This is a genomic window from Brevundimonas vesicularis (genome assembly GCF_900445985.1).
GTDB classification, from domain to species: domain Bacteria; phylum Pseudomonadota; class Alphaproteobacteria; order Caulobacterales; family Caulobacteraceae; genus Brevundimonas; species Brevundimonas vesicularis_D.
This window is the reverse complement of record NZ_UAQP01000014.1, coordinates 1,341,309-1,364,606: the sequence shown is the minus strand read 5'-3', so window position 1 is coordinate 1,364,606 and position 23,298 is coordinate 1,341,309. Positions and strand designations below refer to the sequence as shown.

General features: G+C 65.0%; 31 protein-coding genes. 15 read left to right on the top strand and 16 right to left on the bottom strand.

The features are described 5' to 3' along the window. Nucleotides 1-21: 21 nt before the first annotated feature. Together DT343_RS15780 and DT343_RS15775 are read left to right on the top strand one after the other, a co-directional pair. On the top strand, nucleotides 22-456 hold the full coding sequence (locus tag DT343_RS15780; RefSeq protein ID WP_112863615.1) for a very short patch repair endonuclease: 435 nt from the start codon (nucleotides 22-24) through the stop codon (nucleotides 454-456). Between the two features lie 18 nt (nucleotides 457-474). After that, nucleotides 475-1,584, top strand: a complete 1,110-nt coding sequence (locus DT343_RS15775) for a DNA cytosine methyltransferase (RefSeq protein WP_220116742.1) — start codon at nucleotides 475-477, stop codon at nucleotides 1,582-1,584. Here the strand turns inward: DT343_RS15775 and DT343_RS15770 are convergent. Together DT343_RS15770 and DT343_RS15765 are read right to left on the bottom strand one after the other, a co-directional pair. Continuing rightward, on the bottom strand, nucleotides 1,581-2,441 hold the full coding sequence (locus DT343_RS15770; protein WP_112863614.1) for an NgoMIV family type II restriction endonuclease: 861 nt from the start codon (nucleotides 2,439-2,441) through the stop codon (nucleotides 1,581-1,583). The two genes, DT343_RS15775 and DT343_RS15770, sit on opposite strands and share 4 nt — an antisense overlap. A gap of 279 nt (nucleotides 2,442-2,720) precedes the next feature. Continuing rightward, nucleotides 2,721-3,473 carry a hypothetical protein gene (locus DT343_RS15765; protein ID WP_112863613.1) on the bottom strand — a complete coding sequence of 251 codons (753 nt, stop codon included), beginning with the start codon at nucleotides 3,471-3,473 and terminating at the stop codon, nucleotides 2,721-2,723. Nucleotides 3,474-3,637: 164 nt separating this feature from the next. Here DT343_RS15765 and DT343_RS15760 point away from each other — a divergent pair, with 164 nt between their 5' ends. Both DT343_RS15760 and DT343_RS15755 read left to right on the top strand, forming a co-directional pair. Further along, nucleotides 3,638-4,201: a hypothetical protein gene (locus DT343_RS15760; protein WP_112863612.1), complete on the top strand. Its 564-nt coding sequence runs from the start codon at nucleotides 3,638-3,640 to the stop codon at nucleotides 4,199-4,201. Between the two features lie 276 nt (nucleotides 4,202-4,477). Next, nucleotides 4,478-5,968, top strand: a complete 1,491-nt coding sequence (locus tag DT343_RS15755; protein WP_439897231.1) for a DEAD/DEAH box helicase — start codon at nucleotides 4,478-4,480, stop codon at nucleotides 5,966-5,968. A 225-nt stretch (nucleotides 5,969-6,193) separates the two neighbouring features. Here the strand turns inward: DT343_RS15755 and DT343_RS15745 are convergent, their stop codons facing one another. Beyond that, nucleotides 6,194-7,546, bottom strand: coding sequence for an OmpP1/FadL family transporter (locus DT343_RS15745; protein WP_181669216.1), 1,353 nt, complete (start codon nucleotides 7,544-7,546; stop codon nucleotides 6,194-6,196). A gap of 162 nt (nucleotides 7,547-7,708) precedes the next feature. After that, nucleotides 7,709-8,476, bottom strand: a complete 768-nt coding sequence (locus DT343_RS15740; protein ID WP_112863608.1) for a competence/damage-inducible protein A — start codon at nucleotides 8,474-8,476, stop codon at nucleotides 7,709-7,711. A 98-nt stretch (nucleotides 8,477-8,574) separates the two neighbouring features. Between DT343_RS15740 and map the strand changes: the two genes are divergently transcribed. The 9 genes from map to DT343_RS15700 all read left to right on the top strand — a co-directional run bounded on the left by map (nucleotide 8,575) and on the right by DT343_RS15700 (nucleotide 14,044). After that, nucleotides 8,575-9,393 carry a type I methionyl aminopeptidase gene (gene map / locus DT343_RS15735; protein ID WP_017504701.1) on the top strand — a complete coding sequence of 273 codons (819 nt, stop codon included), beginning with the start codon at nucleotides 8,575-8,577 and terminating at the stop codon, nucleotides 9,391-9,393. A 21-nt stretch (nucleotides 9,394-9,414) separates the two neighbouring features. Then, nucleotides 9,415-10,131, top strand: a complete 717-nt coding sequence (locus tag DT343_RS17295; protein WP_146756775.1) for a hypothetical protein — start codon at nucleotides 9,415-9,417, stop codon at nucleotides 10,129-10,131. Between the two features lie 69 nt (nucleotides 10,132-10,200). Continuing rightward, the gene (gene radC / locus DT343_RS15730) at nucleotides 10,201-10,938 is read left to right on the top strand and encodes a RadC family protein (RefSeq protein WP_112863607.1); all 738 of its coding nucleotides are present in this window, start codon (nucleotides 10,201-10,203) and stop codon (nucleotides 10,936-10,938) included. After that, nucleotides 10,935-11,459, top strand: a complete 525-nt coding sequence (locus tag DT343_RS15725) for a GNAT family N-acetyltransferase (RefSeq protein WP_112863606.1) — start codon at nucleotides 10,935-10,937, stop codon at nucleotides 11,457-11,459. The genes radC and DT343_RS15725 overlap by 4 nt, the downstream gene beginning before the upstream one ends. 56 nt (nucleotides 11,460-11,515) lie before the next feature. Next, complete coding sequence (locus DT343_RS15720) at nucleotides 11,516-11,758, top strand: BolA/IbaG family iron-sulfur metabolism protein (RefSeq protein WP_017504698.1); 243 nt, start codon at nucleotides 11,516-11,518, stop codon at nucleotides 11,756-11,758. 5 nt (nucleotides 11,759-11,763) lie between these two features. Beyond that, on the top strand, nucleotides 11,764-12,666 hold the full coding sequence (locus tag DT343_RS15715) for an aldo/keto reductase (protein WP_112863605.1): 903 nt from the start codon (nucleotides 11,764-11,766) through the stop codon (nucleotides 12,664-12,666). Between the two features lie 91 nt (nucleotides 12,667-12,757). Then, on the top strand, nucleotides 12,758-13,111 hold the full coding sequence (gene grxD / locus DT343_RS15710) for a Grx4 family monothiol glutaredoxin (RefSeq protein ID WP_017504696.1): 354 nt from the start codon (nucleotides 12,758-12,760) through the stop codon (nucleotides 13,109-13,111). Continuing rightward, on the top strand, nucleotides 13,111-13,548 hold the full coding sequence (locus tag DT343_RS15705; protein ID WP_112863604.1) for an acyl-CoA thioesterase: 438 nt from the start codon (nucleotides 13,111-13,113) through the stop codon (nucleotides 13,546-13,548). The genes grxD and DT343_RS15705 overlap by 1 nt, the downstream gene beginning before the upstream one ends. A 139-nt stretch (nucleotides 13,549-13,687) precedes the next feature. Further along, on the top strand, nucleotides 13,688-14,044 hold the full coding sequence (locus tag DT343_RS15700; RefSeq protein ID WP_112863603.1) for a type II toxin-antitoxin system PemK/MazF family toxin: 357 nt from the start codon (nucleotides 13,688-13,690) through the stop codon (nucleotides 14,042-14,044). Between the two features lie 111 nt (nucleotides 14,045-14,155). On the opposite strand, the gene DT343_RS15695 is transcribed toward DT343_RS15700, so the two are convergent. Beyond that, a complete protein-coding gene (locus tag DT343_RS15695) occupies nucleotides 14,156-14,581 on the bottom strand; it encodes a hypothetical protein (RefSeq protein ID WP_112863602.1) in 426 nt (141 codons plus the stop codon). Nucleotides 14,582-14,863: 282 nt separating this feature from the next. Between DT343_RS15695 and DT343_RS15690 the strand changes: the two genes are divergently transcribed. Beyond that, nucleotides 14,864-15,967: an NADH:flavin oxidoreductase/NADH oxidase gene (locus DT343_RS15690; protein WP_112863601.1), complete on the top strand. Its 1,104-nt coding sequence runs from the start codon at nucleotides 14,864-14,866 to the stop codon at nucleotides 15,965-15,967. A 51-nt stretch (nucleotides 15,968-16,018) separates the two neighbouring features. On the opposite strand, the gene DT343_RS15685 is transcribed toward DT343_RS15690, so the two are convergent. Both DT343_RS15685 and rpsD read right to left on the bottom strand, forming a co-directional pair. Beyond that, nucleotides 16,019-16,384: a hypothetical protein gene (locus DT343_RS15685; RefSeq protein ID WP_220116740.1), complete on the bottom strand. Its 366-nt coding sequence runs from the start codon at nucleotides 16,382-16,384 to the stop codon at nucleotides 16,019-16,021. A gap of 189 nt (nucleotides 16,385-16,573) precedes the next feature. Continuing rightward, on the bottom strand, nucleotides 16,574-17,191 hold the full coding sequence (gene rpsD, locus DT343_RS15680) for a 30S ribosomal protein S4 (protein ID WP_055806141.1): 618 nt from the start codon (nucleotides 17,189-17,191) through the stop codon (nucleotides 16,574-16,576). Nucleotides 17,192-17,441: 250 nt separating this feature from the next. Here rpsD and DT343_RS15675 point away from each other — a divergent pair, with 250 nt between their 5' ends. Continuing rightward, nucleotides 17,442-17,663 (top strand): hypothetical protein, encoded by a 222-nt coding sequence (locus DT343_RS15675; protein ID WP_112863599.1) that lies wholly within the window; start codon nucleotides 17,442-17,444, stop codon nucleotides 17,661-17,663. 11 nt (nucleotides 17,664-17,674) lie between these two features. Here DT343_RS15675 and DT343_RS15670 read toward each other — a convergent pair whose 3' ends face one another. The 9 genes from DT343_RS15670 to DT343_RS15630 all read right to left on the bottom strand — a co-directional run bounded on the left by DT343_RS15670 (nucleotide 17,675) and on the right by DT343_RS15630 (nucleotide 23,296). Continuing rightward, nucleotides 17,675-18,613 (bottom strand): MBL fold metallo-hydrolase, encoded by a 939-nt coding sequence (locus DT343_RS15670; protein WP_112863598.1) that lies wholly within the window; start codon nucleotides 18,611-18,613, stop codon nucleotides 17,675-17,677. Nucleotides 18,614-18,707: 94 nt separating this feature from the next. After that, nucleotides 18,708-19,319: a superoxide dismutase gene (locus tag DT343_RS15665; protein ID WP_112863597.1), complete on the bottom strand. Its 612-nt coding sequence runs from the start codon at nucleotides 19,317-19,319 to the stop codon at nucleotides 18,708-18,710. A gap of 107 nt (nucleotides 19,320-19,426) precedes the next feature. Next, nucleotides 19,427-19,651: a hypothetical protein gene (locus DT343_RS15660; protein WP_017504686.1), complete on the bottom strand. Its 225-nt coding sequence runs from the start codon at nucleotides 19,649-19,651 to the stop codon at nucleotides 19,427-19,429. A gap of 15 nt (nucleotides 19,652-19,666) precedes the next feature. Then, nucleotides 19,667-20,626: a DUF4350 domain-containing protein gene (locus tag DT343_RS15655; protein ID WP_112863596.1), complete on the bottom strand. Its 960-nt coding sequence runs from the start codon at nucleotides 20,624-20,626 to the stop codon at nucleotides 19,667-19,669. Nucleotides 20,627-20,633: 7 nt separating this feature from the next. Then, nucleotides 20,634-21,473: an S-formylglutathione hydrolase gene (gene fghA, locus DT343_RS15650; protein WP_181669215.1), complete on the bottom strand. Its 840-nt coding sequence runs from the start codon at nucleotides 21,471-21,473 to the stop codon at nucleotides 20,634-20,636. A 1-nt stretch (nucleotide 21,474) separates the two neighbouring features. Then, a complete protein-coding gene (locus DT343_RS15645) occupies nucleotides 21,475-21,891 on the bottom strand; it encodes a type II toxin-antitoxin system VapC family toxin (RefSeq protein WP_181669214.1) in 417 nt (138 codons plus the stop codon). Continuing rightward, nucleotides 21,888-22,115, bottom strand: a complete 228-nt coding sequence (locus tag DT343_RS15640) for a FitA-like ribbon-helix-helix domain-containing protein (protein WP_112863594.1) — start codon at nucleotides 22,113-22,115, stop codon at nucleotides 21,888-21,890. The genes DT343_RS15645 and DT343_RS15640 overlap by 4 nt, the downstream gene beginning before the upstream one ends. Nucleotides 22,116-22,153: 38 nt before the next feature. Further along, complete coding sequence (locus DT343_RS15635; protein ID WP_039244257.1) at nucleotides 22,154-22,537, bottom strand: VOC family protein; 384 nt, start codon at nucleotides 22,535-22,537, stop codon at nucleotides 22,154-22,156. 66 nt (nucleotides 22,538-22,603) lie between these two features. Then, nucleotides 22,604-23,296 (bottom strand): SDR family NAD(P)-dependent oxidoreductase, encoded by a 693-nt coding sequence (locus DT343_RS15630; protein ID WP_112863593.1) that lies wholly within the window; start codon nucleotides 23,294-23,296, stop codon nucleotides 22,604-22,606. Nucleotides 23,297-23,298: the final 2 nt, after the last annotated feature.

The window sequence follows — 23,298 nt, the reverse complement described above, 5'->3', positions numbered from 1 at the left end:
TTAGCTGATAAGCTCGTGAGCATGAAACCCAAAGACGTGCGGACGTCCGCCGCAATGTCGCGAGTGCGTCAAGCCAAGACGGCTCCGGAAGAGCGCGTCGCGCGCATTCTCCGCGAACTCGGCGTCGCGTATCGACGCAACGCTAAGGCGCTGCCCGGCAAACCGGATTTCGCCAATCGTTCAAAAGGATGGGCCATTCAGGTGCACGGCTGTTTCTGGCATCAGCATGATTGCAAGCGGGGGACTTTACCTGCGCACAACCGCGACGCCTGGATGGCCAAGTTCGCACGTAACCGCGCGCGCGACGTTGAGGTCGAGGAAGCGCTGAAAAAGCTGGGGCTGTCTGTGCTGACGCTGTGGGAGTGCGAGACGCGACAGCCGACTCGGCTCAAAGAGGCAATAAGTGATCACTTAACGTCGGTAATGCTACCGACAACGACTAACTATAGGTTGTAGCGTGTTGACACGGCCGCGATGTTCGCGCTTTGTTTCGACGCCAACCTTTTCGAGGCCCACATGTCTTTGCGACTGATTGATCTTTTCAGCGGCGCCGGCGGTATGAGCCTCGGCTTCTGTGACGAACAATTCTGCGGCGGGTTTGAAACCGTGCTGGCGATCGACAATGACGCCGCGGCGGTCAAGACGCACGGGCTCAACTTTCCGGGACGTTCGATCAAGGCCAACATCGAAGAGTGGCTTCTCGAAAACGAAGTGCCTAAAGCTGATGTCGTCATCGGCGGGCCGCCTTGCCAGGGCTTCAGCCTTCTCAACAAGAAGCGCGACGGCGACGCTCGGCGCGCTCTGTGGGAACCCTTCATCGAAATCGCTGAGCGCTCCGGCGCTCGCGTCTTCGTTATGGAGAACGTCGCTGAACTCTATCGCTCCCCGGAACGGCAGTTGATCGAGGCCAAGGCGAAACAGCACGGCTTCCAGACAGTTGCCGCCATCTTGAATGCTGCGGACTACGGCGCACCACAGACACGGAAGCGAACGATCATTCTCGGTTGGCGCAGTGCGTTCAATCTACCGACCTTCCCCCCACTGGCCTCTCACGCCGACCCGAAACTGGAATCGAACTTACCCCGCTGGCGAACTGTTCGTGACGTGATCGGAAATCTGCCCCTAGCGACGAACGGCACGGAAATCGGGTCGGAAAAGACGATCAATCTCCACTTCGGCCGCACGCCGACCGAAAAAAGCCTTCAGCGCTACAAGGCCGTCCCGCCAGGTGGTAATCGTTTCGACCTACTCGCGAACCGCCCTGACATAACGCCCGACTGCTGGGTCCGTAAAACGAGCGGCGGCACGGACCTGTTTGGCCGCCTGTGGTGGGACCGCCCGTCTGTGACGATACGCACGGAGTTCTACAAGCCAGAGAAAGGCCGCTATCTCCATCCGGAAGCAGACCGCCCGATCAGCCATCGCGAAGCGGCGCGCCTAATGGGCTTCCCTGACGAGTTCCAGTTCTACGGTACCAAGGTTGAAGTCGCCCGCCAGATCGGCAACGCCGTGCCGCCGAACTTAGCTGGCGCGCTGGGAAAGGCCGTTCGTGAAATCCTGACCGATAGAGCTATGGCGGCCTAAATTGCCAAGTCAAAGGGCAAGTCAGAAATGTCTCGCAATCGGCGCCCTGCAGTCATCATCTCAAAGAGTTCACGAGCTTCCTCACTCCCTCTTTCAGCAGTAGCCTCTCCTAGTTCAGGCAAGGCTATGTGATACACGCAATCAATGTCGCCGGTCCCTAGGGCAAGAGATGCGATCCTGCTCATCATGGGCTCCGCTGTCACTACAGCGATATGCGGCAGCTTTCCCTTTCTATTTCGGATTAGATTCAGCGCTTCACTACGCGCGTTTTGAGCGCGATCGGACCTAATAGTCCATTTGCAAGAAACGCTAGCATGCAGGATTGGTGAGGAGTTATTCAATCTGCGAAGCGGGGTGCCGCGAGCAAATTCCGCGTCAACAATAAACTCTCGCTCGTTAATAATATCGTCAGATACTGGCGATCGAAAAACCACAACATCCGGCCGAATGATATAATCTCGCCCTATAGCGACTTTAAGTTCTGGATCGCCACTGACAGCTCGCGCAACAGCGGTCAGGTGTGAGTATTGATCATACCGAGAGATTGGTCCGCCAGCTGATACTGTAAATTCGCCGCACCGAACGAGTGAAAGTTTCGGGAAAATTTCGGCAAGAAAAATTCGGACAAAGTCTTCAAAACCGCGTCCTGCACTCTGGCCCGCAAGCCTCACTCCGCTCGCCTCATTTCCGATCTTGGCTAATAGCAGCGATGCTATCGCGCGGCTTGCGGGCGACGCCGAGTCAGCGATACTCGCCACGCCTTGCTCGTTTGTTGTTAGCAGCCCGGCTTCGATCATGGCCGCGTGAAAGCTACGACGCGCACTCACGACCAACGCGTCTTCAGCATGAGCAGCCATAAAATCCTCGCACACCAGAACCAAGGTAAGGCTCACATCAGAGCGCGGGATACCCGCAGAAGTTGATAGGGTCCAGCGCTCTCAAACATCTTCTGTCACTTTGACGACGCGTACGGCGGCTTCATAGCGATATCGCTGCTGCGAGAATAAAAGGCAGAGATGTCGGGTCGAAAACGCGGTTCAGTTGAGCGTGGCGGTCTCCATTTTCGTCGGCCCCGGCGGCGCTGATAAGCGTTTGGCCCGTTCTGACACCTTCTTCCTCAAGGGACGAAGGGCGGATTAGAGTTCATCCAGCGTCTTGTCCCATTCCTCCATCGTCACGATCCCTCGCAGCGGGCCGAGATAAAGGTCAATGCCCTGGGAGATGCGGCGGTCCTGTTCGCGTTCGATGACGGGGTCGAGGCCGGCGGCGCGGAGCTGGTCCTCGAGCGCGGCGATGCGGCGGTCCAGCTGGACGCGGCGGGCCAGTTGGGCCTCGCCCCACTCATCGTTGGCGCGAGTCAGCTTCTGCTTCGCCTGCCAGTATTGGCCGCGCAGTTCCCAGTCGCTCTTGTCGCTGGTGTTCATGGCGAAGCGGTTTTCGGCCTCGGCCTCATTGGTCAGGATGTCGAAGACCAGTTGCAGGGGCGCGTTTTTCACCGTCAGGCGGGCGGCGCGGCCGGGGCCGTCGCGGTCGGCCAGTTTGCGATAGGTCTCGGCTAACGCCGCCAGGGCGCGGGCCTGGGCGAAGTCCTGGGCGTGCAGGGCGCGGCCCGAGGCCTGGGCGGCGGGGCGGGCCAGGGCGGCGGGGTCGTTGGGGTCGTCGGGCGAAAGGTCGGCCGCGTCGTCCGGCGACAGGGGCTGGGGCGCAGGCGTCGCGGCCTCGCTGCGGGGATGGCGGGACCAGCCCTCCTTCGTCGCGCGGGCGCGGATGGAGGCCTCGGTCACGTCGTGGCGGGCGGCGACGGTCCTGGCGTCGAGGCCGGACAGATAGTCCTTTCGAACCTGGGTCCAGACCTCGGGCGGTTTGATCTTGTAGCGGCGTTTTTCCATGCGGACATTATGGGGCGGTCTCTACCCCAGGCCGGGAGAAGGCCGATTTTCGAGGCTAGAGATTTGATTTTCCACATCGCGAGATGTCAGGGACGGCGCGCCAGCTGTGCATGAGGCGCGGGTGCGACCGATGATGACGCAGGGGCGTGCGACACCCCCGTCGCATGAGCCAGGGCATACATCGCAAGATCCGGCCGGACGCCGTCTGGGCCGAGGTCAGGAAGGCGTGGGAGGACGGCGAGACCGCGCGGTCGGTCGCCGCACGCTATGACGTCGGGGTGCACGCCCTGTGGAAGCGGCGCGAGGCGGAAGGCTGGAAACGGCCCGAGCCGACGCTGGCGCCGATCGAACCGGCCGAGGGCTGGGACCGGCATATCCAGGCGCGGCGAGACGCCTTCAACGCCCAGCTGGAGGACGCGCGGGCGCTGGCGGAATGTCTGGCGGCGGCGATGACGGACGAGCGGCTGAGCCGGGCGCCGCACTGGCATATTCCGTGGCTGTATCACTGGCGCGCGACGCATCTGGGGCCCGAGGCGACAGCGCGGGACCGGGCGCGGGCGATCGAGACGGGGCAGCCGTGGGCCGAACGGTTCTGGGACGCGGACGGGGCGCTGAAGCCGCTGGCGTCGCTGGATCTGGAGATGGCGCGGCTGCATCCCGAGGACTGGCGCGCGGCCATCGGCCTGCCCGACGGCCTGCCCGAGGCGGCGACGCGATACGCGCCCTGATGGGCGCCGCAGTTGACTTATCGGCGATAAGCGCCCATTTGCGCGGCGTCGCACACTCGCGATCTCCGGCGTCTCCAGCGCGTGTGGGTCCCCTTCGGACCTGTCTGTAGAAGCCGCCGGCCCCTCATATCCATTCGCTGCCCGGACACGCGGGGCGGCGCCCGATCCACCCCGCAGGCCTCCTCCCCGAGGCCCCGTCGGGACTGGCGGTGCGCGGCCCGACGGCGTCATGCCATGGCTGATAGCGCCCTGCCGCTACGCGAAAGATAGACTGCTGTGAGCACCACATTCGAATCCATGGGCCTGAACAAGGCCCTGCTGCAGGCCCTGGCCTCGACCGGCTACACCAAGCCGACCCCGATCCAGGAAAAGGCCATCCCCCACGTCATGGCCGGCAAGGACCTGTTGGGCATCGCCCAGACCGGCACCGGCAAGACCGCCGCCTTCGCCCTGCCGATCCTGCATCGCCTGGCCGAAAACCGCATTCCGCCCCGGCCCCGCACGACGCGCGTGCTGGTCCTGAGCCCCACGCGTGAACTGGCGACCCAGATCGGCGACAGCTTCAAGGCTTACGGCGCGCACCTGGGCTTCCGGGTCGCGGTGATCTTCGGCGGCGTGAAATACGGCGCCCAGGAGCGGGCCCTGCAACAGGGTCTGGACATCCTGATCGCCGCGCCCGGCCGTCTGCTGGACCACATCCAGCAGAAGAACCTTGACCTGTCCTCGACCGAGATCTTCGTGCTGGACGAAGCCGACCAGATGCTGGACCTGGGCTTCATCAAGCCGATCCGCCAGATCGTCTCGAAGATCCCGGCCAAGCGCCAGAACCTGTTCTTCTCGGCGACCATGCCGTCCGAGATAGGCAAGCTGGCGGGCGAACTGCTGAAGGACCCGGTCAAGGTCCAGGTCACGCCGCAGTCGACCACGGTGCAGCGTATCAGCCAGTCGGTCGTCTATATCGAACAGGGCCGCAAACGCGCCCTGCTGACCGAGATGTTCTCGGATCCCGAGTACACGCGCTGCCTGGTCTTCACCAAGACCAAGCACGGCGCCGACAAGGTCGCGGCCTATCTGGAAGCCGGCGGCGTCGAGGCCGGGGCCATCCACGGCAACAAGAGCCAGCCCCAGCGTGAACGCACGCTGGAAGCCTTCAAGAAGGGCAAGCTGCGCGTCCTGGTCGCCACCGACATCGCCGCGCGCGGCATCGACGTGGACGGCGTCTCGCACGTCGTGAACTTCGAGCTGCCGCACGTGCCGGAAAGCTACGTCCACCGCATCGGCCGCACCGCGCGGGCGGGCAAGGACGGCACCGCCGTCAGCTTCGTCGCCGGCGACGAGATGAAGCTGCTGCGCGACATCGAGAAGGTCACGCGCCAGAAGATCCCGGCCATCGACCGTCGTAACGACAAGGCCCTGGGCCAGCTGGACGCCACCATCATGGCGACCGGCGTCGGCAAGAAGGCGACGATGCCGGAACGCGAGGGCGGCGAGCGCAACGACGGCGGACGCGGCGGTCGCGGCCGTCGCGCCCCGCACCGCGAGGGCGTGCGTCCGGAAGGCGGCGGCCAGCCGCACCGCCAGCGTCGCAACCGTCCGGGCGAAACCCCGGCGGCCCCGCGTCCCGAGCGCGCCTACAACCCCCTGGCCGGCGAGCGCGTCCCCTCGATCAACGACAACGTCAAACCGGCCGAGGGCGAAATGAAGCGCCGCCCCCGTCGCCGCCCGTCGAACGGCGGCAAGGGCTACGGCGGCGCCGCCAAGGGCTGATCTAGATCCTCCCCCGCGAAGCGCAGCGAAACGGGGGAGGGGAACCGCGAAGCGGTGGAGGGGGCGACCGTCGCACGGCGCGACACGTCAAACGTCGCGCCCGTTTCCGCCCCCTCCACCTCGCTTCGCGCGGTCCCCCTCCCCCGCTGCGCGGTGGAGGAATAAAAAAACGGCGGCTCCTGCGAAGGAGCCGCCGTTCTCATGTCAGCCGGGGCTGAGCAGAACTCAGAAGTTCCAGGTCGCGCCCAGCGAGAAGCCGACGCCCGAGCCTTGCGCTTCGCCGCGCAGGTTCGAGACGACCAGGCCGTTGCCATAGACGTCGCGGGTGTCGTTGATCGTCGCGGTGTCGATGTCGATGTAGGTCACGGCGCCGTCGAAGGTCATCGAACCGACCGTCTTGGACAGACCGGCGGCGTAGAGCCAGCGGTCGCCGTCCGGGATACGGGCGGTGCGGTGATCGTCCGGCGTCGGGGTCGGGTCGTAGCCCAGGCCGGCGCGGAAGGTCATCGACGGATCGATCTTGTAGTCGAAGCCGATGGCGCCGGTGGTGACGTCGTCATAGTCCTGAACGATGGTCGAGGCGCCGGTCGCGCCATAGGTCACGCGGATGGCGTCGAACTCGCTCCAGCCGATCTGGTTGACCTGGGCGTTCAGGGTCAGGCGATCGTTGACGGCGTAGCGGGCCGAGACGGTGGCGTACCAGGGCGTGGTGAAGCTGGCTTGACCGTCAGCCGAGACGTTGGCGCCGGCAAGCACGCCGGCCAAGCCGGAGATGTTCACCGAGCCTTCCAGTTCGTGCTTGATTTCCGAACGGTAGGACAGACCCAGGTCCAGTTTGCCGAAGTGCATCTGGGCGCCGGCGTTCCATCCGTAATCCCAGCCGTCGCCTTCCAGCTGGTTGCGGCCGTCGGTCGACGGCGAGACGACATAGGCCGGCGACAAGACGGCCGGGATCGGCGCGTTCGGCAGAGCCGACGACAGGGTCGCCTTGGCGTACTGGGCGTCGAAGCCGGCGCCGATGTCCAGCCAGTCGGTGACCGTCATGGCGGCGACTAGGCTGACGTTGGCCGAGCGCAGTTCCGACGTCAGGGCGTCGTAACGCGCGAAGTCGTCGGGCAGATATTTGGTGGTGAAGTTGTAGGGCGCCTGGACGGCCAGGCCGACATTGAAGCGGTCGCCGATCGGCATGGAGACGGCGAAGTTCGGCACGATGCCGCTTTCGACCACGTCATGGACGTGCGGGTCGCCGTTGACCGGATAGGTGCGGCTGACGACGCCCACGCCGGCGACGGGGACATTGTAGGTCAGGGTCGAGCCGGTGTTGTCGACGTCGGAGTCCAAGATCAGGCCGTGGGCGCCGACGTAGACTTCGCGCTGGGTTCCGGCGATGGCGGCGGGGTTCCACCACAGCGACTGGACGCCCTTATCGGCGCCGACGCCGGCGTTGGCGCGACCCTGGCCGCGGGTCGATTGTTCCTGGACATAGAAGGAGCCGGCCATGGCCGGGGCGGCGACGCCGGCCAGCAGGGCGGTCGTCAGGGCGATCCCGCCCACGCGGGCGAAGTTCCTGGAGGTCATTTCATACACCTAAGTAAGCGCCGGCCGCATTACGCGCGGTCGATCAGGGGAGGAACCCTCTCAGCGTTCGCGGCGCGAAAGCGTTGCGGGCAAGGCCCCCATCGGACCGGAAACGGGCGAAACCGTGGCGCCTGAGCCGCACACGATCACGGCTTTGCGAGGTTACGCAGCGGCAACGTCGATGCCCATATCACGCAGTTCTACGATCAAATCATGCGCCGCTGCCGTGACTTGATCGGCGTTCCGGCCACGAATAACCAGCTGGGTTCCGATCTCGCCGACGCCGCCATGGCCGAAGGGGTAGCTGCCGAAGGACAGGTCGCGGCGCTGGTTGGCTGCTGCGCGTAACACATCGGCCACAGCCCCCTCGCCCACCCCGCTGACCTTCAAGGTCTGAGCATGAACGATCGCGCCGGTACGAAGACGCGGGGCCACATCCTCCAGCATGGCCTGCATGATCTTGGGCACGCCGGCCATGACGAAGACATTGCCGATCTGGAAGCCGGGCGCGTCGGTGACCGGATTGGCGATCAGAACGCCGCCTTCGGGGATGCGCGCCATGCGACGGCGCGCGGCGTTGAAATCGTCGCCATAGCGGCGCGACAGGATGGCCAGCGCCTCGGGATGTTCGGGCAGGGCCACGCCGAAGGCGGCCGCCACGGCGTCGGCGGTGATGTCGTCATGGGTCGGACCGATGCCGCCGGTGGCGAAGACATAGTCCCAGCGTGACCTGAGGGCGTCCAACGCCTCGACGATCCGGCCGTGATCGTCGCTGACGACCCGCGCCTCCATCAGGTCGATCCCCAACGCCGCCAGAAACCGGGCGATGGTGTTGGTGTTGGTGTCCTGGGTCCGGCCCGACAGGATTTCATCGCCGATAACCAGAACGGCGGCGGTCGGCCCGCAAGTGTTGGTGTCAGCGTCGGTCATGCGGGAATCCGGGGGCAGGCTTGAGGTTTCATGCTATAACGCCCATCTGCGGCGAACGGATTGCGCCGTATCCCGCCTTTTGCAGACCGATCGCCCTCATGTACGAAACGCCCGAACTCGAAACCGACGTCCTGGTCCGCTCCAGCGCCATCCGCATCCATGAGGCGGAAGACTTCGAAGGCATGCGCAAGGCTGGCCGTCTGGTCGCCGAGGCGCTGGACATGATCGCGGCGCATGTGAAGCCGGGCGTCCTCACCAGCACGATCGACGATCTGGTGCGCGAGTTCACCCTGGACAACGGCGGCCTGCCCGCCTGCCTGGGCTACAAGGGCTACGAGAAGACCGTCTGCACCTCGATCAACCACGTCGTTTGCCACGGCATTCCCGGCGACCGGGTGCTGAAGGACGGCGACATCGTCAACATCGACCACACCGTGATCGTGGACGGCTGGCACGGCGATTCCAGCCGCATGTATGCGGTGGGCGAGATCAATGCGCGGGCCAAGAAGCTGATCGACGTGACCTATCAGTCGCTGGATCTGGGCCTGGAGCAGGTCAAGCCGGGCAACACCTTCGGCGACATCGGCTATGCGATCCAGAAGTTCGTCGAGGCCCAGCGCATGAGCGTGGTGCGCGACTTCTGCGGCCACGGCATCGGCCGCGTCTTCCACGACAGCCCGAATGTCCTGCACTACGGCCGTCGTGGCGAGGGCGCGGTGCTGAAACCCGGCATGTTCTTCACCGTCGAGCCGATGGTGAACCTGGGCAAACCGCACGTGAAGGTGCTGTCCGACGGCTGGACCGCCGTGACGCGCGACAAGTCCCTGTCGGCCCAGTGCGAGCACACCATCGGGGTGACCGAAGACGGACTGGAAATCTTCACGGCGTCGCCGGCGGGGCTGTTCCGACCGAACTGACGGACGGCAAATGGGGTTTGCATGAAACAGGCTGCCATCCCGCTGTTTCTTCTCCTCGCCGGTTGCGCGCCAAAGCTCGACCAGGCGGGAACCCTGGTTCAACTGAATATCGGTTACAGCCAGATTCCGATCCCGTCGGAGGAGAGGCCCGCCGCTCAGCTTCGGTCTTATTCCACTAGGAATCTGGCGCTTTGGCTCACGCCCGAACGCGCGGATGAGATCGAGACGGGGTCTGTGTCGTCGTCCGCGCCGTTAGGCAACGTCGTGATCGAGCTTGTCGAAATACCGCAAGCGCGCGCGAAAAACGTATGCGAAACAGCATCGAACAGCTTCATCGGGACGGACCAATCGGTTCAAGGCAAGCCGTTGGTCAATGTATTCAGCGGGTATCGCCAAGTCCTCTATCGCAACGCTGATGCAGGCGGCGGCTGTCGCCAAGAGACAGGCGCACCCCTTGGATTTGCCGCGCCATCATCCGACGTCGCTGCAGACATGCTGCGCGCCTATCGAGACGCTGTGCAAGCGCTGCGGGAGAGAGATCGAGTATCGGACACATCGACAGATTTTCTTTCGCCCAGTGGGATTGTGTCGGCGACGCCTTGCGTGGGCGAAACGAAATGTCTGTCCTTCAGGCTAGCTCCATCTCAGGCTGCCCCTGATGGTTGGGACGTTACATACCGATATGGTCTGTCACGGCGGACCAGTCTAAGCGCCGTATCGCCACCCCCGGCTTTCTAGCTCGGACATGGCAGCACACCCTTGATCATACTTCTAATTCCGCACAGGTTGCGTTGAGCGGGAGGGATCATGCTCGACGACAAGGCGTCCGAAGTCGGGGACAAGCCCAAGCCTCGCCACAGCGGTCATCGCGACCGGCTGCGTGAGCGGGCGGCGAAGGGGGGGCTGGGCGCCCTGCCCGACTATGAGTTGCTGGAACTGCTGCTGTTTCGCAGCGTGCCCTACAAGGACACCAAGCCGCTGGCCAAGGATCTGCTGGCGCGGTTCGGGGGGCTGGAAGGCATCGGGGCGGCCAGCCATGAGGCGATCGAGGATCAGGTGGCGCGGTCGATGGGATACGCCGTCGGCAAGGCGACGCGGGCGGTGGCGCTGGACCTTCAGCTGATCTTCGACGTGACGCGGCGGATCGCGAAGGAGCCGACGGCGAAACGGCCGGTGATCTCGTCGTGGACGGCGCTCCTGGCCTATGTCCGCGTCGCCTTGCAGCACGAGCCACGCGAGCAGTTCCGGGTGTTGTATCTGGACAAGAAGAACCAGCTGATCCTGGACGAGGTGCAGAACCGCGGCACGGTCGATCATGCGCCGGTCTATCCGCGCGAGGTCGTACGGCGCGCGCTGGAGCTGTCGGCCAGCGCCCTGATCCTGGTGCACAACCATCCGTCGGGCGACCCGACCCCCAGCCGCGCCGACATCGAGATCACGAAACAGGTTGTGCAGGCCGGCCGCGCCCTTAACGTCGAGGTTCACGACCATCTGGTCGTCGGCCGCGACGGGGTGGCCAGCTTCAAGCAACTGGGCCTGATGTGAACGACAGGATTCTGACGACCGAGCGGCTGGTGATGAGCCCCGTCTCGACCGAGGATTTCAACGATCTGCTGACGCTGTGGTCCGATGAGGATTTTACGCGTCACATCATGGGCCGGGCGCTGGGGCGCGAAGAGGTGTGGTTCCGGCTGCTGCGCGATCTCGGCCATTGGGCGGCGATGGACCATGGCAGTTGGACGATCCGGTTGAGGGCCGACGGCGCCTATCTGGGCAGCGTCGGGGTATTCGACTATCGCCGCGAGATGGAGCCGCCGTTCGACGCGCCGGAGCTGGGCTGGGGCGTGGCGCCGGAATTTCAGGGGCGGGGCTATGCGGCCGAGGCCCTGACGGCGGCCTTGGACTGGACCGACCGGAGGCTGCAGGGGCGAACGGTCTGCATGATCTCGCCCGAGAACCTGGCCTCGCTGAAGCTGGCGGCGCGGGTCGGTTATCGTCCCTATGCGCGCGCGACCTACAAGGATCATCCGGTCCAGTTGTTCGAACGACCGCGCACCGCGCCGTAGGTCGGCATTAAGGATTACCGGGCAAACTGGCGTTGAACGAAGTACGAGCGCCCGCCATGCCCATGTCCGTCGAAACGCTGCGCCAGCATCTGGTCGAGGCCTTCGCCGACGCCGAGATCGAGATCGAGGATCTGGCGGGCGACGGCGACCACTATCGCGCGCGGATCGTGTCAAGCGCCTTCGCCGGCCTGCCGCGCGTGCGTCAGCACCAGATGGTCTATGCGGCGCTGAAGGGTCAGATGGGCGGCGAACTGCACGCCCTGGCGCTGGAGACCTCGGCTCCGGCCAAGGAGGTCTGAAGACCATGCGCTATCGCCCCTTCGGCGTCTCCGGCGCCGCCATTTCCAACCTGACGCTCAGTTTCGGCGCCGAGGCGTTGAAGCGCGGACGCGAGGCGGGGTTGGACCTGCTCTATTCAGCGCTGGAAGCGGGGATCAACAGCTATCGGCTGGAAACGGCAGACCCGGTGGCGGCCGAGGTGCTGGGAGAGGCGCTGTCCCATGTGGAGCGCAAGCTCGTCTATGTCAGCCTGACGCTGGGCGCCGGCGACGGTCGCGACCAGCAGCGCGACTTCTCGGCCCAGGGCATGACCGCCGCCATCGATCGGGTGCTGCATTTCTCCGGCCTGGGCTGGGTCGACATGGCGGTGCTGCACGAGCCCGGCGAGACCGAACTGGCGCAGTCATCGCTGAGCGCGCTGAAGGCCATGCGCGCCACGGGACGGATCAAGCTCCTGGGCATCGCCGGCGGCGGCGACGTGATGGACGCTTATGTTTCCACCGGGGCGTTCGACGCCCTGCTGACCCCGTTCGACATCAATGCCGACTGGAAGACCCGAAACCGCGTCCGTGCAGCCCGCGAACAGGACATGGCGGTCTTCGCCTACGACTTCTACAAGGATCGTCGTTCGGGGCCGCGTGTCGCGCCGGTCATGAAGAAGGGCCTCTTCGGTTTCGGGGGCCAGAAGCGGCCGCAGGATTCGCCGCAGAAGGATGCGTTCGGCTTCCTGTATCGCACGCACAACTGGACGGCAGAGGCGATCTGCCTGTCCTACGTCCTGACCGACCCGACGGTGTCCAGCGTGATCGTCGACCCGATCGACACGGATCGGCTGGCGACACTGGCCGCCGCGCCCGAGCGGGACATGCCGCCGGGCCTGGCCGCGCAGATCGAGATGGCGCGCGTCGTGGCCAATCAGGCGGCCTGACCGGCCTCAGGGGCTGTGCAGAACGTCGCGGACGCCTTGACCGCGACCGTTCGGCTCCCTAGCTGACGGGCTTCACGAAAGGCCCGTATCCGTGACCGACACCGCCCAAGCCGCCGATCCCGTCCACGCCTTCATCGGCGAAACCGTCGCCCAGAACGACGTGGTTCTGTTCATGAAGGGCACGCCGGACCAGCCGCGCTGCGGCTTCTCATCCCTGGCGGTGCAGATTCTGGACCATGTCGGCGCCGGCTTCGTGGGCGTGGACGTGCTACAGGACGAAGCCCTGCGCGAAGGCATCAAGAGCTTCACCGACTGGCCCACCATTCCGCAGCTCTATGTGAAGGGCGAGTTCGTGGGCGGATCGGACATTATCCGCGAGATGTTCCAGGCCGGCGAACTTCAGGCCCTGATGGTCGAGAAGGGCGTGCCGCTCGGCGAGGCCTGATGGCCAGGAAGACCCTCACGCCGCGCGAGGACCGCGAGGTCTTCGTCGTGCCGCTGGACGTGCGGCCCGAGCACATCGACGCCAACGGCCACGTCAACAACGTCGTCTATGTCGGCTGGCTGCAGGATGCGGGCACGGCCCACTGGAATGCGCGCTTCGACGAGGCGACGCGGGCGAAATGGTCGTGGGTCGCGACCCGGCATGAGATCGACTATCTGCGCGGCATCGAGCCGGGCGCAGAGGGCGTGGTCGCCCGCACCTGGGTCGGCGATCCGCAGGGACCGCGCTTCACCCGCTATGTCCGCATCGAGGACGCCCAGGGTCGCGTCTGCGCCCAGGGCGTCACCGAATGGGTGCTGGTGGACGCTGCGACCCTGAGGCCGCAGCGCATTCCGCCAGACATGCTGACCGTGTTCGAGACGCAAGGATCGAGCTGAGCAGACGCTGAGCGATCGGCTTCAGTTGCGATTGACAGTGCCTTGAGTTGAAATTCATGGTGGTGCGACATCGTCTGGACGCAAACCATTGCCATCGGCACACACTCTCAAGATCAAGGCCGCTCCGGCGGTTCGCCAGATGTACTGGTGCGATTTCTGGTCGGATTCCACTACACCTGAAATGGGCAAAAAGCGGCCCGTGATCATCGTTTCCTACAAGAACAGCCTTCACGGCGTGGCGCTGGTCGTCCCCACGTCAACCGATCCACAGGAGGGCGCGAGCGCCCGATGGGCGCGCAAGCTGTCTTTCCAGCCTGATGGCGCAAGAGATTCCTGGGTGGTGTGCAACCATCTCTATACGGTCAGCACCAAGAGGTTAGAGCCACTAAAGGGCACCGCCATACCCCGAATCTCAGAAGATGAGTTCAATCATATACTCGCTTTGATCCAGGCATGGATGCCGCAGCTTCCCGCCAAGTACACATCCGAGAGTTGACAATTTAGCCCGCCTCCATCATCTTACACTCACTCGCGGCCTCGAAAGAGTGTCCGTTTCCCGAAAGGGAGTGACTGGCGAAGGGCGTCCGCAAGGACGCCCTTTCGTTTTCTACTTCAGCGGATTGAGGATACGGGCCGGCGTGCCGGGCTCCAGGCCCAGGTCGGCATAGGTCCAGCGCAGCTCGACGCCGTCCGGGACCAGGGCCTTGCACAGGTCCTGTTTGGTGCGGCGAAGCGTGATCTCGGCCGGCGCGCCGTCCGACACCGACACTTCGAAATCCGACGCCTGGGTGCAGCCGTTCGAATCGACGCGCGCGACCAGGGCGCCGTCGGCGAACCGGGCTTCGCGGATGGCCTCGGCCGGCGGGGCGTCGTCGCGGCGCAGGTTCACCGAGACGTTTTCGCCCGCGTCGCTGTCATAGATGACGCAGGCCGACACCAGCGGCGCGACCAAGGCCGCGACCGCCAGGCCCTTGATCATCTGACCTTTGATCATCTGGCCCTTGATCATCGGGCCCTTGACCAGGCTGCGCATCACTGGCCCGAGGCCGGCGCGGTGATGACGCGCGTGGTCGGCTTTTCGGTCGAGACGATGATGCAGCCCGACAGCAGCGGGGCGGCGATGGCGATGGCGAGAGCGAGACGAAGCATTGGTGTGTTCCCCAGTTGAAGCTTGACCCTTTTGTGCCGCGCGGGCCGGGCGCGCACACGTGAATTATCGGAAAGCTGGGTGAACAATCGGAAAGGATCGGGGTTGAACGTGACCGCAACCGACATAGCTACAGTCCCCCCTCTCCTGCCCCACGGATCGTCCTTCATGAGCCAGCTGTTCTCGCCCCGCGCCGTCGGCCCCCTGACGCTGAAGAACCGCGTCGCCATCGCGCCGATGTGCCAGTATTCGGCCATCGACGGCGTGCCCCAGCCCTGGCACGTGCAGCATCTGGGACGACTGGCGATCTCCGGCGCGGGACTGGTCATTGTCGAGGCCACGGGAGTCGAGGCGGCGGGACGGATCACGCCGGACGACACCGGCCTGTGGAACGACGCCCAAGAAGAGGCCTTCGCCCGGATCATCCGCGACATCCGCACCTACAGCGACACCCCGATCGGCATTCAGCTGGCCCACGCCGGACGCAAGGCCTCGACCAGCGCGCCGTGGAAGGGCGGCGGCGCTCTGAAGGCTGAAGACGGCGCGTGGGAAACCTTCAGCGCCTCTGCCGAACCGTTCAAAGATGACTGGCACACGCCGACCGCCATGACCCCGGCCGACATGGATCGCGTCGTCGCCGCCTTCGAGGACGCGGCGCGGCGGGCGGACCGGGCCGGGTTCGATCTGGTCGAACTGCACGCCGCCCACGGCTATCTGCTGACCCAGTTCCTGTCGCCGGTGTCCAACCACCGCACCGACGATTTCGGCGGATCGTACGAGAACCGGGCGCGCTTCCCGCTGCGGGTCGGCCAGGCCCTGCGCGACGCCTGGCCCCGGACCAAGGCGCTGGGCGTGCGCTTCAACGGCTCGGACTGGGTCGAGGGCGGCATCGCCCTGGACGAGGTGACGGCCTTTAGTCAGGCGCTGCACGACATGGGCTATGACTATCTGCACCTGACGTCGGGCGGGAACGTCGCTCAGGCGAAGATTCCGGGCGACGAGCCGGGTTATCAGTTGCGGTTCGCCCAGGCCGTGAAGGCGGCGACGCCGCAGGCCAATGTGATGGCCGTTGGCATGATCTTCGATCCGCAGCAGGCCGAGGACATCGTAGCGTCCGGTCAGGCGGACTTCATCGCCATCGCACGCGCGGCGCTGGACGATCCGCACTGGGCGCACCATGCGGCCGTCGCCCTGGGTGAGGATGAAGGCCTGCCGCCGCAATACGAGCGGGCCGGAAAGGCGCATTGGCCGGGGTACGGCAAGGCCCGCTGACCCTACCGATCAATCAGGCGGCGTCCGTCAGCGGACAGGAGGCCGGCGTTTTCAGGAGCGGGGCATTTGATAGGGGTTGTTGACGCTGACGGGCGAGCCGGGCGTCAGGCCCAGTTCCTCGAACGACCACTTCAGCTCGACGCCCTGGACCAGGTCCTGCTTGCACTTGTCCTCGTCGATGCGGCGCAGGGTTATGACGGCGCTGCCGCCCTGCAGGCTGACGATCGGGATCAGGTCTTCTTTGGCCGTGCAGCCGTTCGAACTGACCCAGAAGACGGCCTGGTCCTTGGTGAAGGCGGCGGCATGGATCGGCTCCAGCGCGCCGGGCATTCCCGCGGTGGAGACGGTGGGCTCGCTGCGGCTGGCGCAGGCGGCTAAGCCCGCCGATGCGGCGGCGATCAAAGCCAAGCGTTTCATGATGGAGTCGCGCAACTGACGACCTCCCCTGCCTCAAAGCCTGAACCGGCCGAGAATGCGCCTGTTCGCCCTTGGAGGGAACAGGATAAAAAACGAAAGGCCCCGGACGAATCCGAGGCCCTCCAAACTCAAATCCAGAAGCGGCTCAAGTAGGCCGAAGGCCGATAGCCGCTCTAAAGAAAACTCCGCTTACGAAGCATAGTATTCGACGACCAGGTTCGGTTCCATCTTCACGGCGTACGGCACGTCCGACAGTTCCGGCACGCGGACGTAGCGAACCGAGAACGAGCGGTCCGACAGTTCCAGGTAATCCGGCACATCGCGTTCCGACGACTGCTGGGCTTCGAGCACCAGAGCCATGTTGCGCGACTTTTCCTTCACGGTGACGACGTCTTCCGGCTTCACGCGGTAGGAGGCGATGTCGACCTTCTTGCCGTTGACCAGGACGTGGCCGTGGCTGACGAACTGGCGGGCGGCCCAGACGGTCGGGACGAACTTGGCGCGGTAGACGACGGCGTCCAAGCGCGATTCCAGCAGACCGATCAGGTTTTCCGAGGTGTTGCCCTTGCGACGCGCAGCCTCGTCATAGGTCTTGGCGAACTGCTTCTCGGTGATGTTGCCGTAGTAGCCCTTCAGCTTCTGCTTGGCCTTCAGTTGCAGACCGAAGTCCGAAACCTTGGACTTGCGACGCTGGCCGTGCTGGCCGGGACCGTAAGAACGCTTGTTGACCGGCGACTTGGCGCGGCCCCACAGGTTCTCACCCATGGCCCGGTCGATCTTGTACTTGGCGCTGTGGCGCTTGGACATTCTATTCTCTTTTCGACGATACGGCCCGGCATTCCCTGGATTGGGAATGCGATCTCAACGGCGGTCCACGCATCTTCCGTCATTCATCCCGGCCCCGCCGAAGCGGACCCGTGGAAGGCGGCGCTTATGGCCAGCGAGGGCGGCGGAGTCAAGCACGGCGGGCCGTTAAGCACGATGGCATGGAACGATCCCGTCGCCCCGCCCTTCCCTTGACGCAACCAAACCATGCATCAGGACAAGGAGGAGTGGAATGCAGCCCGAACCCAACAGCTTTCAGACCGGCCTGTCCGACGAGGCCATGCAGACGATGAAGACGCAGCTGGTCGATCTGGTCGAGCCTTTGAGCGACCACCAACTCCTCGATCTCGCCGACGGCATCCACGAGATGCTGCGCCGGCGCCGCATGGTTCGCCAGCACCATGCCGAGCGCATGAACGCGCGCACCCGGCACGGCGTGGATTTTCGCATCTAGTCCTTCGCGGCCTAATCCTTTGCGGACTGAGCCTCGGAGATAAACATGGCGCGGCCTTCGCGGGTCGCAACCTTGCCCAGACCCGGGAACGGGAAGTGATAGGCGTAGATGTGGGCGCCGGAGTTGCGCAGCGCCGTCACCTCGTCCAGCCGCGCCTTCAGGCCTGCCGCCTGATCGTCGTCATAGCCGACCTTCCAGTCCGGATGTTCGACCGACAGGATCCAGTGGTGCATCAGGTCGCCGGTGTAGAGCAGCTGGTTCTGACCGTCGGCGATCAGATAGGCGACGTGGCCCGGCGTATGGCCGGCCGTGTCCTGGGACTGGACGCCCGGCGCGACCTCGCCGCCCGGCTCGAAGGCCTGGACCTTGGGGGTGATGATCCGCACCAGATCGGCCAGTTCGGGATTGGCGCGGATGGACGCCCACTCCGCCCGCGACATCCGAATCGCCGCATTGGGGAAGGCCAGGCCGCCGTTGCGGATCAGGCCGCCGACATGGTCCGGGTGGCCGTGCGAGATCAGCACGTCAGTGATCGAGGCCGGATCGACGCCCGCCTTTTGCAGGCTGTCCATCAGCTGGCCCTTGCCCTCGCCCAGGCCCGTGTCGAACAGCATCGTGCGGGCGCCGTTCCTGAGCAGAAGCGGATGGATTTCCAGCATGATCGGATCGGCCGGCTGTCCGGCGGCGGTCAGGGGCGCGGCGACCGCCTGCGGCGTCAGACCGACGCCGAAGGTCTGGTTGTCGTTCTTGACCGGGTTTTCGCCGTCGAACAGGGCGATGGCGTCGAGCGCGCCGATCTTGAAGCGATAGACCGGCTTCTCGGCTGGCGCGGCGACGGTCTGGGTGGGGTTGGGCGGCGCGGGATCGCCGGGCTTCTGCCCGTTCGCGTTGGGGTTACAGGCCGCCAGCATCAGGACCGCCAAGGCGGCCCCGGTCATCATCATCCGCATCGCTTCGATCTCCGTTTGCGATGACGCAATCGAAAACGCCCGCCGGAGGTTCCGGCGGGCGTCGTCATCTCTCGATCTCTGGGCTGAACCAGCCTTATTTGGCGGCGGCGTAGAGTTCGTTGACCTTGTTCCAGTTCACCACCGTCCAGAACGACTTCAGATAGTCGGCGCGGCGGTTCTGGTATTTCAAATAGTAGGCGTGCTCCCACACGTCGGCGCCCAGAATCACCTCGCCGCGCTCTTCCACGACATCCATCAGCGGGTTGTCCTGGTTCGGGGTCGAGGTGATCTTCAGCTTGCCGTTTTGCACGATCAGCCAGGCCCAGCCCGAGCCGAACTGGGCGGCGCCGGCGGCGTTGAAGTCTTCCTTGAACTTGTCCATGCCGCCCAGATCGGCGTCGATGGCGGCCTTCAGCTCGGCCGAGGGCTCACCCGCCTGATCGGCCGGGGCCAGCAGTTCCCAGAACAGGCTGTGGTTCCAGTGACCGCCGCCGTTGTTGCGCACGGCCTTGGGCGCGGTGGAAATGCTGGTGAAGATTTCCTCCAGCGACTTGCCCTTCAGGTTTTCGTCGGCGTCGACGGCCTTGTTCAGGTTGTCGACATAGGTCTGGTGGTGCTTGTCGTGGTGGAAGGTCATCGTCTCCTTGTCGATGGCCGGCTCCAGCGCGTCATAGGCGTAGGGCAGCGGGGGCAGGGTGAAGGCCATGGGAGGTTCCTTTCGCGACAAGTTCTGATGGGGAAGCAGATAGGCGCCCGTTCATGAAACCCAAGCGACAGCGCCTGGATTTGTTCCGACTTATCGACCCGTAACGGTCAAGCTGGCAAGTTCGCCTTCAGGCAATCGCGAACGGCGCGCTTCACATCGCCCGGCGCATTGGGTTCATCCACGCCCTCGGCCGCGAAGACGGCGCGCACGGCGGCGTCCAGCCCCTTGGGCAGGGCCTCGATCACCCGCTTCTGCCCCTTGGCGTGCAGGCAATAGCCCACCTCGCGGCAAAGGGCGGAAAACATCGGTTCATAGGGATCAGGAGCGCTCATGCCGGCCCTGTAGCATCAGGGGAGCAGACGCGACAGCCAGTGCATCAGGTTCAGCACGAACTGCTGATCGTCATGACCGGCTGTGTTCAACCCCATGCGAACCGGCTCGCGATCCGGCTGGTCGGGAAAAGGCACGACCTGGGCCGTGAGCATGCCCGCCTCTCCGAGCACGACGACCCGCCCCGCACCAAAGCGCACAGCCAGACCTTGGGCCGGCAAGGCGGGCCGCGACAACTCGGCAAGGACGACGGCTGGGTCCTGGCCGTCCCGAAGCCGCGTTCGGATCGTTTGCAAGGCTCCGAGATCGGGAGCCTCTCGCGCATCCGCGCTCATCGCCAGCAACACCGTTGCGTCTGCCGGCCCCGACAGCGACTGCCCGGTGAAGCTCTTGACGATCGTCAGGCGCTCGCTTTGGTCGCGGCCCTCAATGATCGGATGATCCGCAAGCGCCGGGCGCGGAAAGACCAGATTGGCCGTGACGTCGCCGCCCACGGTCTGGAAGGCGTAACCCGTGCCCATCGACACGCCGAACCTTGCAGCCAGGGCTTCGGCGGCGGAACCATGGGGCGCGTGATCGGCGGCCAGAAGCAACGCCCCGCCCTGCTTCACCCATCGGCGGATCGCCTCGATCTCGGCGTCGTCAAAAGCCGAGGCGCGCGAGCCGTCCGCCGGTCGCGCCGGATTGGCGATGACCAACACCGCCACGCTATCAAGCGCGCCGGGCGCATCGAGACGCCCCCGGCTGGCTTCGATCCGATATCCGTCGGCCCGCATCAGCGCGGCGAAGGCGGCATAACGAGCCTCAGTGGTCTGCTCGCTGCCGTGGCCCTGATCGACAAGCACGACAGGCCCATCCGTAGCATAGGCCGGCGACGCCACCTTTGGCCGCCAATCCAGATCGCCGACCTGCTCTTGCGACAAGGCTGGGCCTGCCAGCAGCAGGACTGCGACAGCGATCCAACCCCGGCGTCCCATCTGGCGCTTAGACCTTCAAACGTTCGGCGTGAAAGGCGATGTGGTGGGCGATGAAGCTGGCCATGAAGAAGTAGGAGTGATCATAGCCGGGCTGCATACGGATCGTGACCTTCTGGCCGGCGGCGTCGGCGGCGGTTTGGAGAAGTTCCGGCTTCAGCTGGTCGATCAGGAAGCTGTCGGCGTCGCCCTGGTCGATCAGGATGTCATCGAAGACGCCCTTCGCCGCGCCGGCCGCGATCCGTTTGGCGGCGTCGTACCGATCCCAGGCGTCGCGATCTTCACCCAGATAGGCGGTGAAGGCCTTTTCACCCCAGGCGCACCGGGTGGGCGAGCAGATCGGCGCGAAGGCGGAGACCGAACGGAACAGATCGGGGTGGTTCAGCGCCAGGGTCAGGGCGCCGTGGCCGCCCATCGAATGGCCGCTGATCGAGCGGACGCCCGTGGTCGCAAACTCGGCGTCGATCAGGGCGATCAGTTCCTTGGTGACATAGGTCTCCATGCTGAAATGCGGCGCCCAGGGCGCCTGCGTCGCATCCAGATAGAAACCCGCGCCCTGACCCAGGTCATAGGCGGGGTCGTCGGCGACGCCTTCTCCGCGCGGCGAGGTGTCGGGCGCCACGATGATGACGCCATGTTCGGCGGCGGCCTGATAGGCCCCCGCCTTGGTGGTGAAGTTGTCCTCGGTGCAGGTCAGGCCCGACAGCCAGATCAGCACCGGGAAAGGCCCCTCGCCCGCCGGCGTGAAGACCGACAGCGTCATCGGCGTGCCGGTCGCTGTGCTGTAGTGCTTCAGATAGCGCAGGGTTCCGCCGTGGACGGCGTGGGTCTTGGTGGTCTGCAAGGTCATGCTAGATTTCCTGCGAGCTTAGGAGACGAACGTCCATGTCCCTGACCGCGTGCAGCTTCCGAGCAAGCTTGGCATCCGCGGTGACGAGAGGCAGACCTCGCCGCCGCGCCATCACGGCATAAAGGCAGTCGGTCATCGAATGATTGAGATCACAAGCAAGATCGAAGGCTTCAGAGATCAGTTCTCGATGATCGGCCAAATCAACGACTTGCGGGATGACGGACAGATTCTCCGTCGCGGACGAAGCCTCCAGTTCGCCACGAACCACGTAGCGGCGAAAGACATTGGCCGCTTCGATCAACATCAGGTCCGGAGCAACGGGAGACCCGTGGATTCGACGGGCCTCGATCGCGTCGTCAGCCAGTGGATCGTCGATGAACCATTTGATGACGACGCTGGCGTCGAAAACCGCACTCACCGATCGCGATCTTCGCGGATCAGGGCCGTGGAATCGAGAGACGAGCCTCGCGTCTGCTCGCGGGATCGTCGAGACGCGGCTTCAAAGCGGGCCTCGACATCCATCGCCTCACGCACGGCCATGTCCCTGAACTTCTGCTCGAGGGAGATGTTTTGAGCCTTCGCCATCACCTTGAGGCGGGCGACGACGCCATCATCCAGATCGCGGACAAGAACCTGAGCCATGCGTCATGATAGCACAACGCTAGCATGACCACAACGCTTCACCCCACCCGGTGCATGGCGCAGATCTTGTTGCCAGACGGATCGCGCAGATAGGCCAGGATCATGGGGCCGAAGGGGCCCTTGCGTTCGCCGGGCGGATCCTCGATGGCGCGACCGCCGGCCGCGACGCCGGCGTCGTGGAAAGCCTGAACCATCTCGGCCGTCTTGGCGTGAAAGCCGATGGTGCCGCCGTTGGCGTGGCAGGCCGGCTCCCCGTCGATGGGCGCGCCGATCGCAAAGGCGCCCATGCGGGTGCGCCACCAGTAGCGGCCCTTGGGGTCCGGCCCCTGGCCCGGCTCGACGCCCAGGGCGCCCAGCGCGGCGTCATAGAATCGGCGCGACGCCTCGATATCGTTGGCGCCGACGGTGACGTGAGTGAACATGGCGAGCCCTCCTGATCTATGGTCGACAGACGATAGCCACCACCGTCTCTTTTGGCAACGAACCCGTCACCACGGGACGGGCCGGCCGTCGCGGTCCAGATAACGCAGCCCTGGCCGTCCCTTTTGAGCCAGGATCACCTTGACCAGTTTGGGGATGCTGTCCTCGATCGTATGGGGCGCGTCGGGCCCGCCCAGATCGGTGCGAATCCAGCCTGGCGCCAGCAACAACAGCCCGCGGGGGTCGTCGGCGCGGCGGGCGGCGTAGCCGCGCATCAACATATTCAAGGCCGCCTTGGAGGCGCGATAGGCGTCGACGCCGCCGCCGTTGTTGTTGGCGATGCTGCCCTGGCCCGACGACATGACGCCGATCACGCCGCTTGGCGCGACCCGGTCGCCTAGCGCCTCCACCACCTGAAGAGGCGCCCAAGCGTTGGTAGCCATCAGCCGTGTGAAGTCATCCAGCGGCGTATCGGCGATAGAAGCCGGCGCATCGGCCACGCCCGCATTGATGAACAGACAATCGAACCGTCGATCCGACAGCCTCTCTGCAAGCGCCCGCACCTGCTCGCCATCCGTGATGTCCAGCATCTCGATCTCTAGCGTCGGATGGTCCGACGCCAGGGCGTGCAGGGGCGACACGGCGGATCGGGCGGTAGCGACGACAGACCAATCCCTCTCCAAGAAGGCCTCAGCCAAGGCCAGGCCCAGGCCGCGCGACGCCCCGATCAGCAGGATGGAGCCGGGGGCCCGTGCGGCCATGA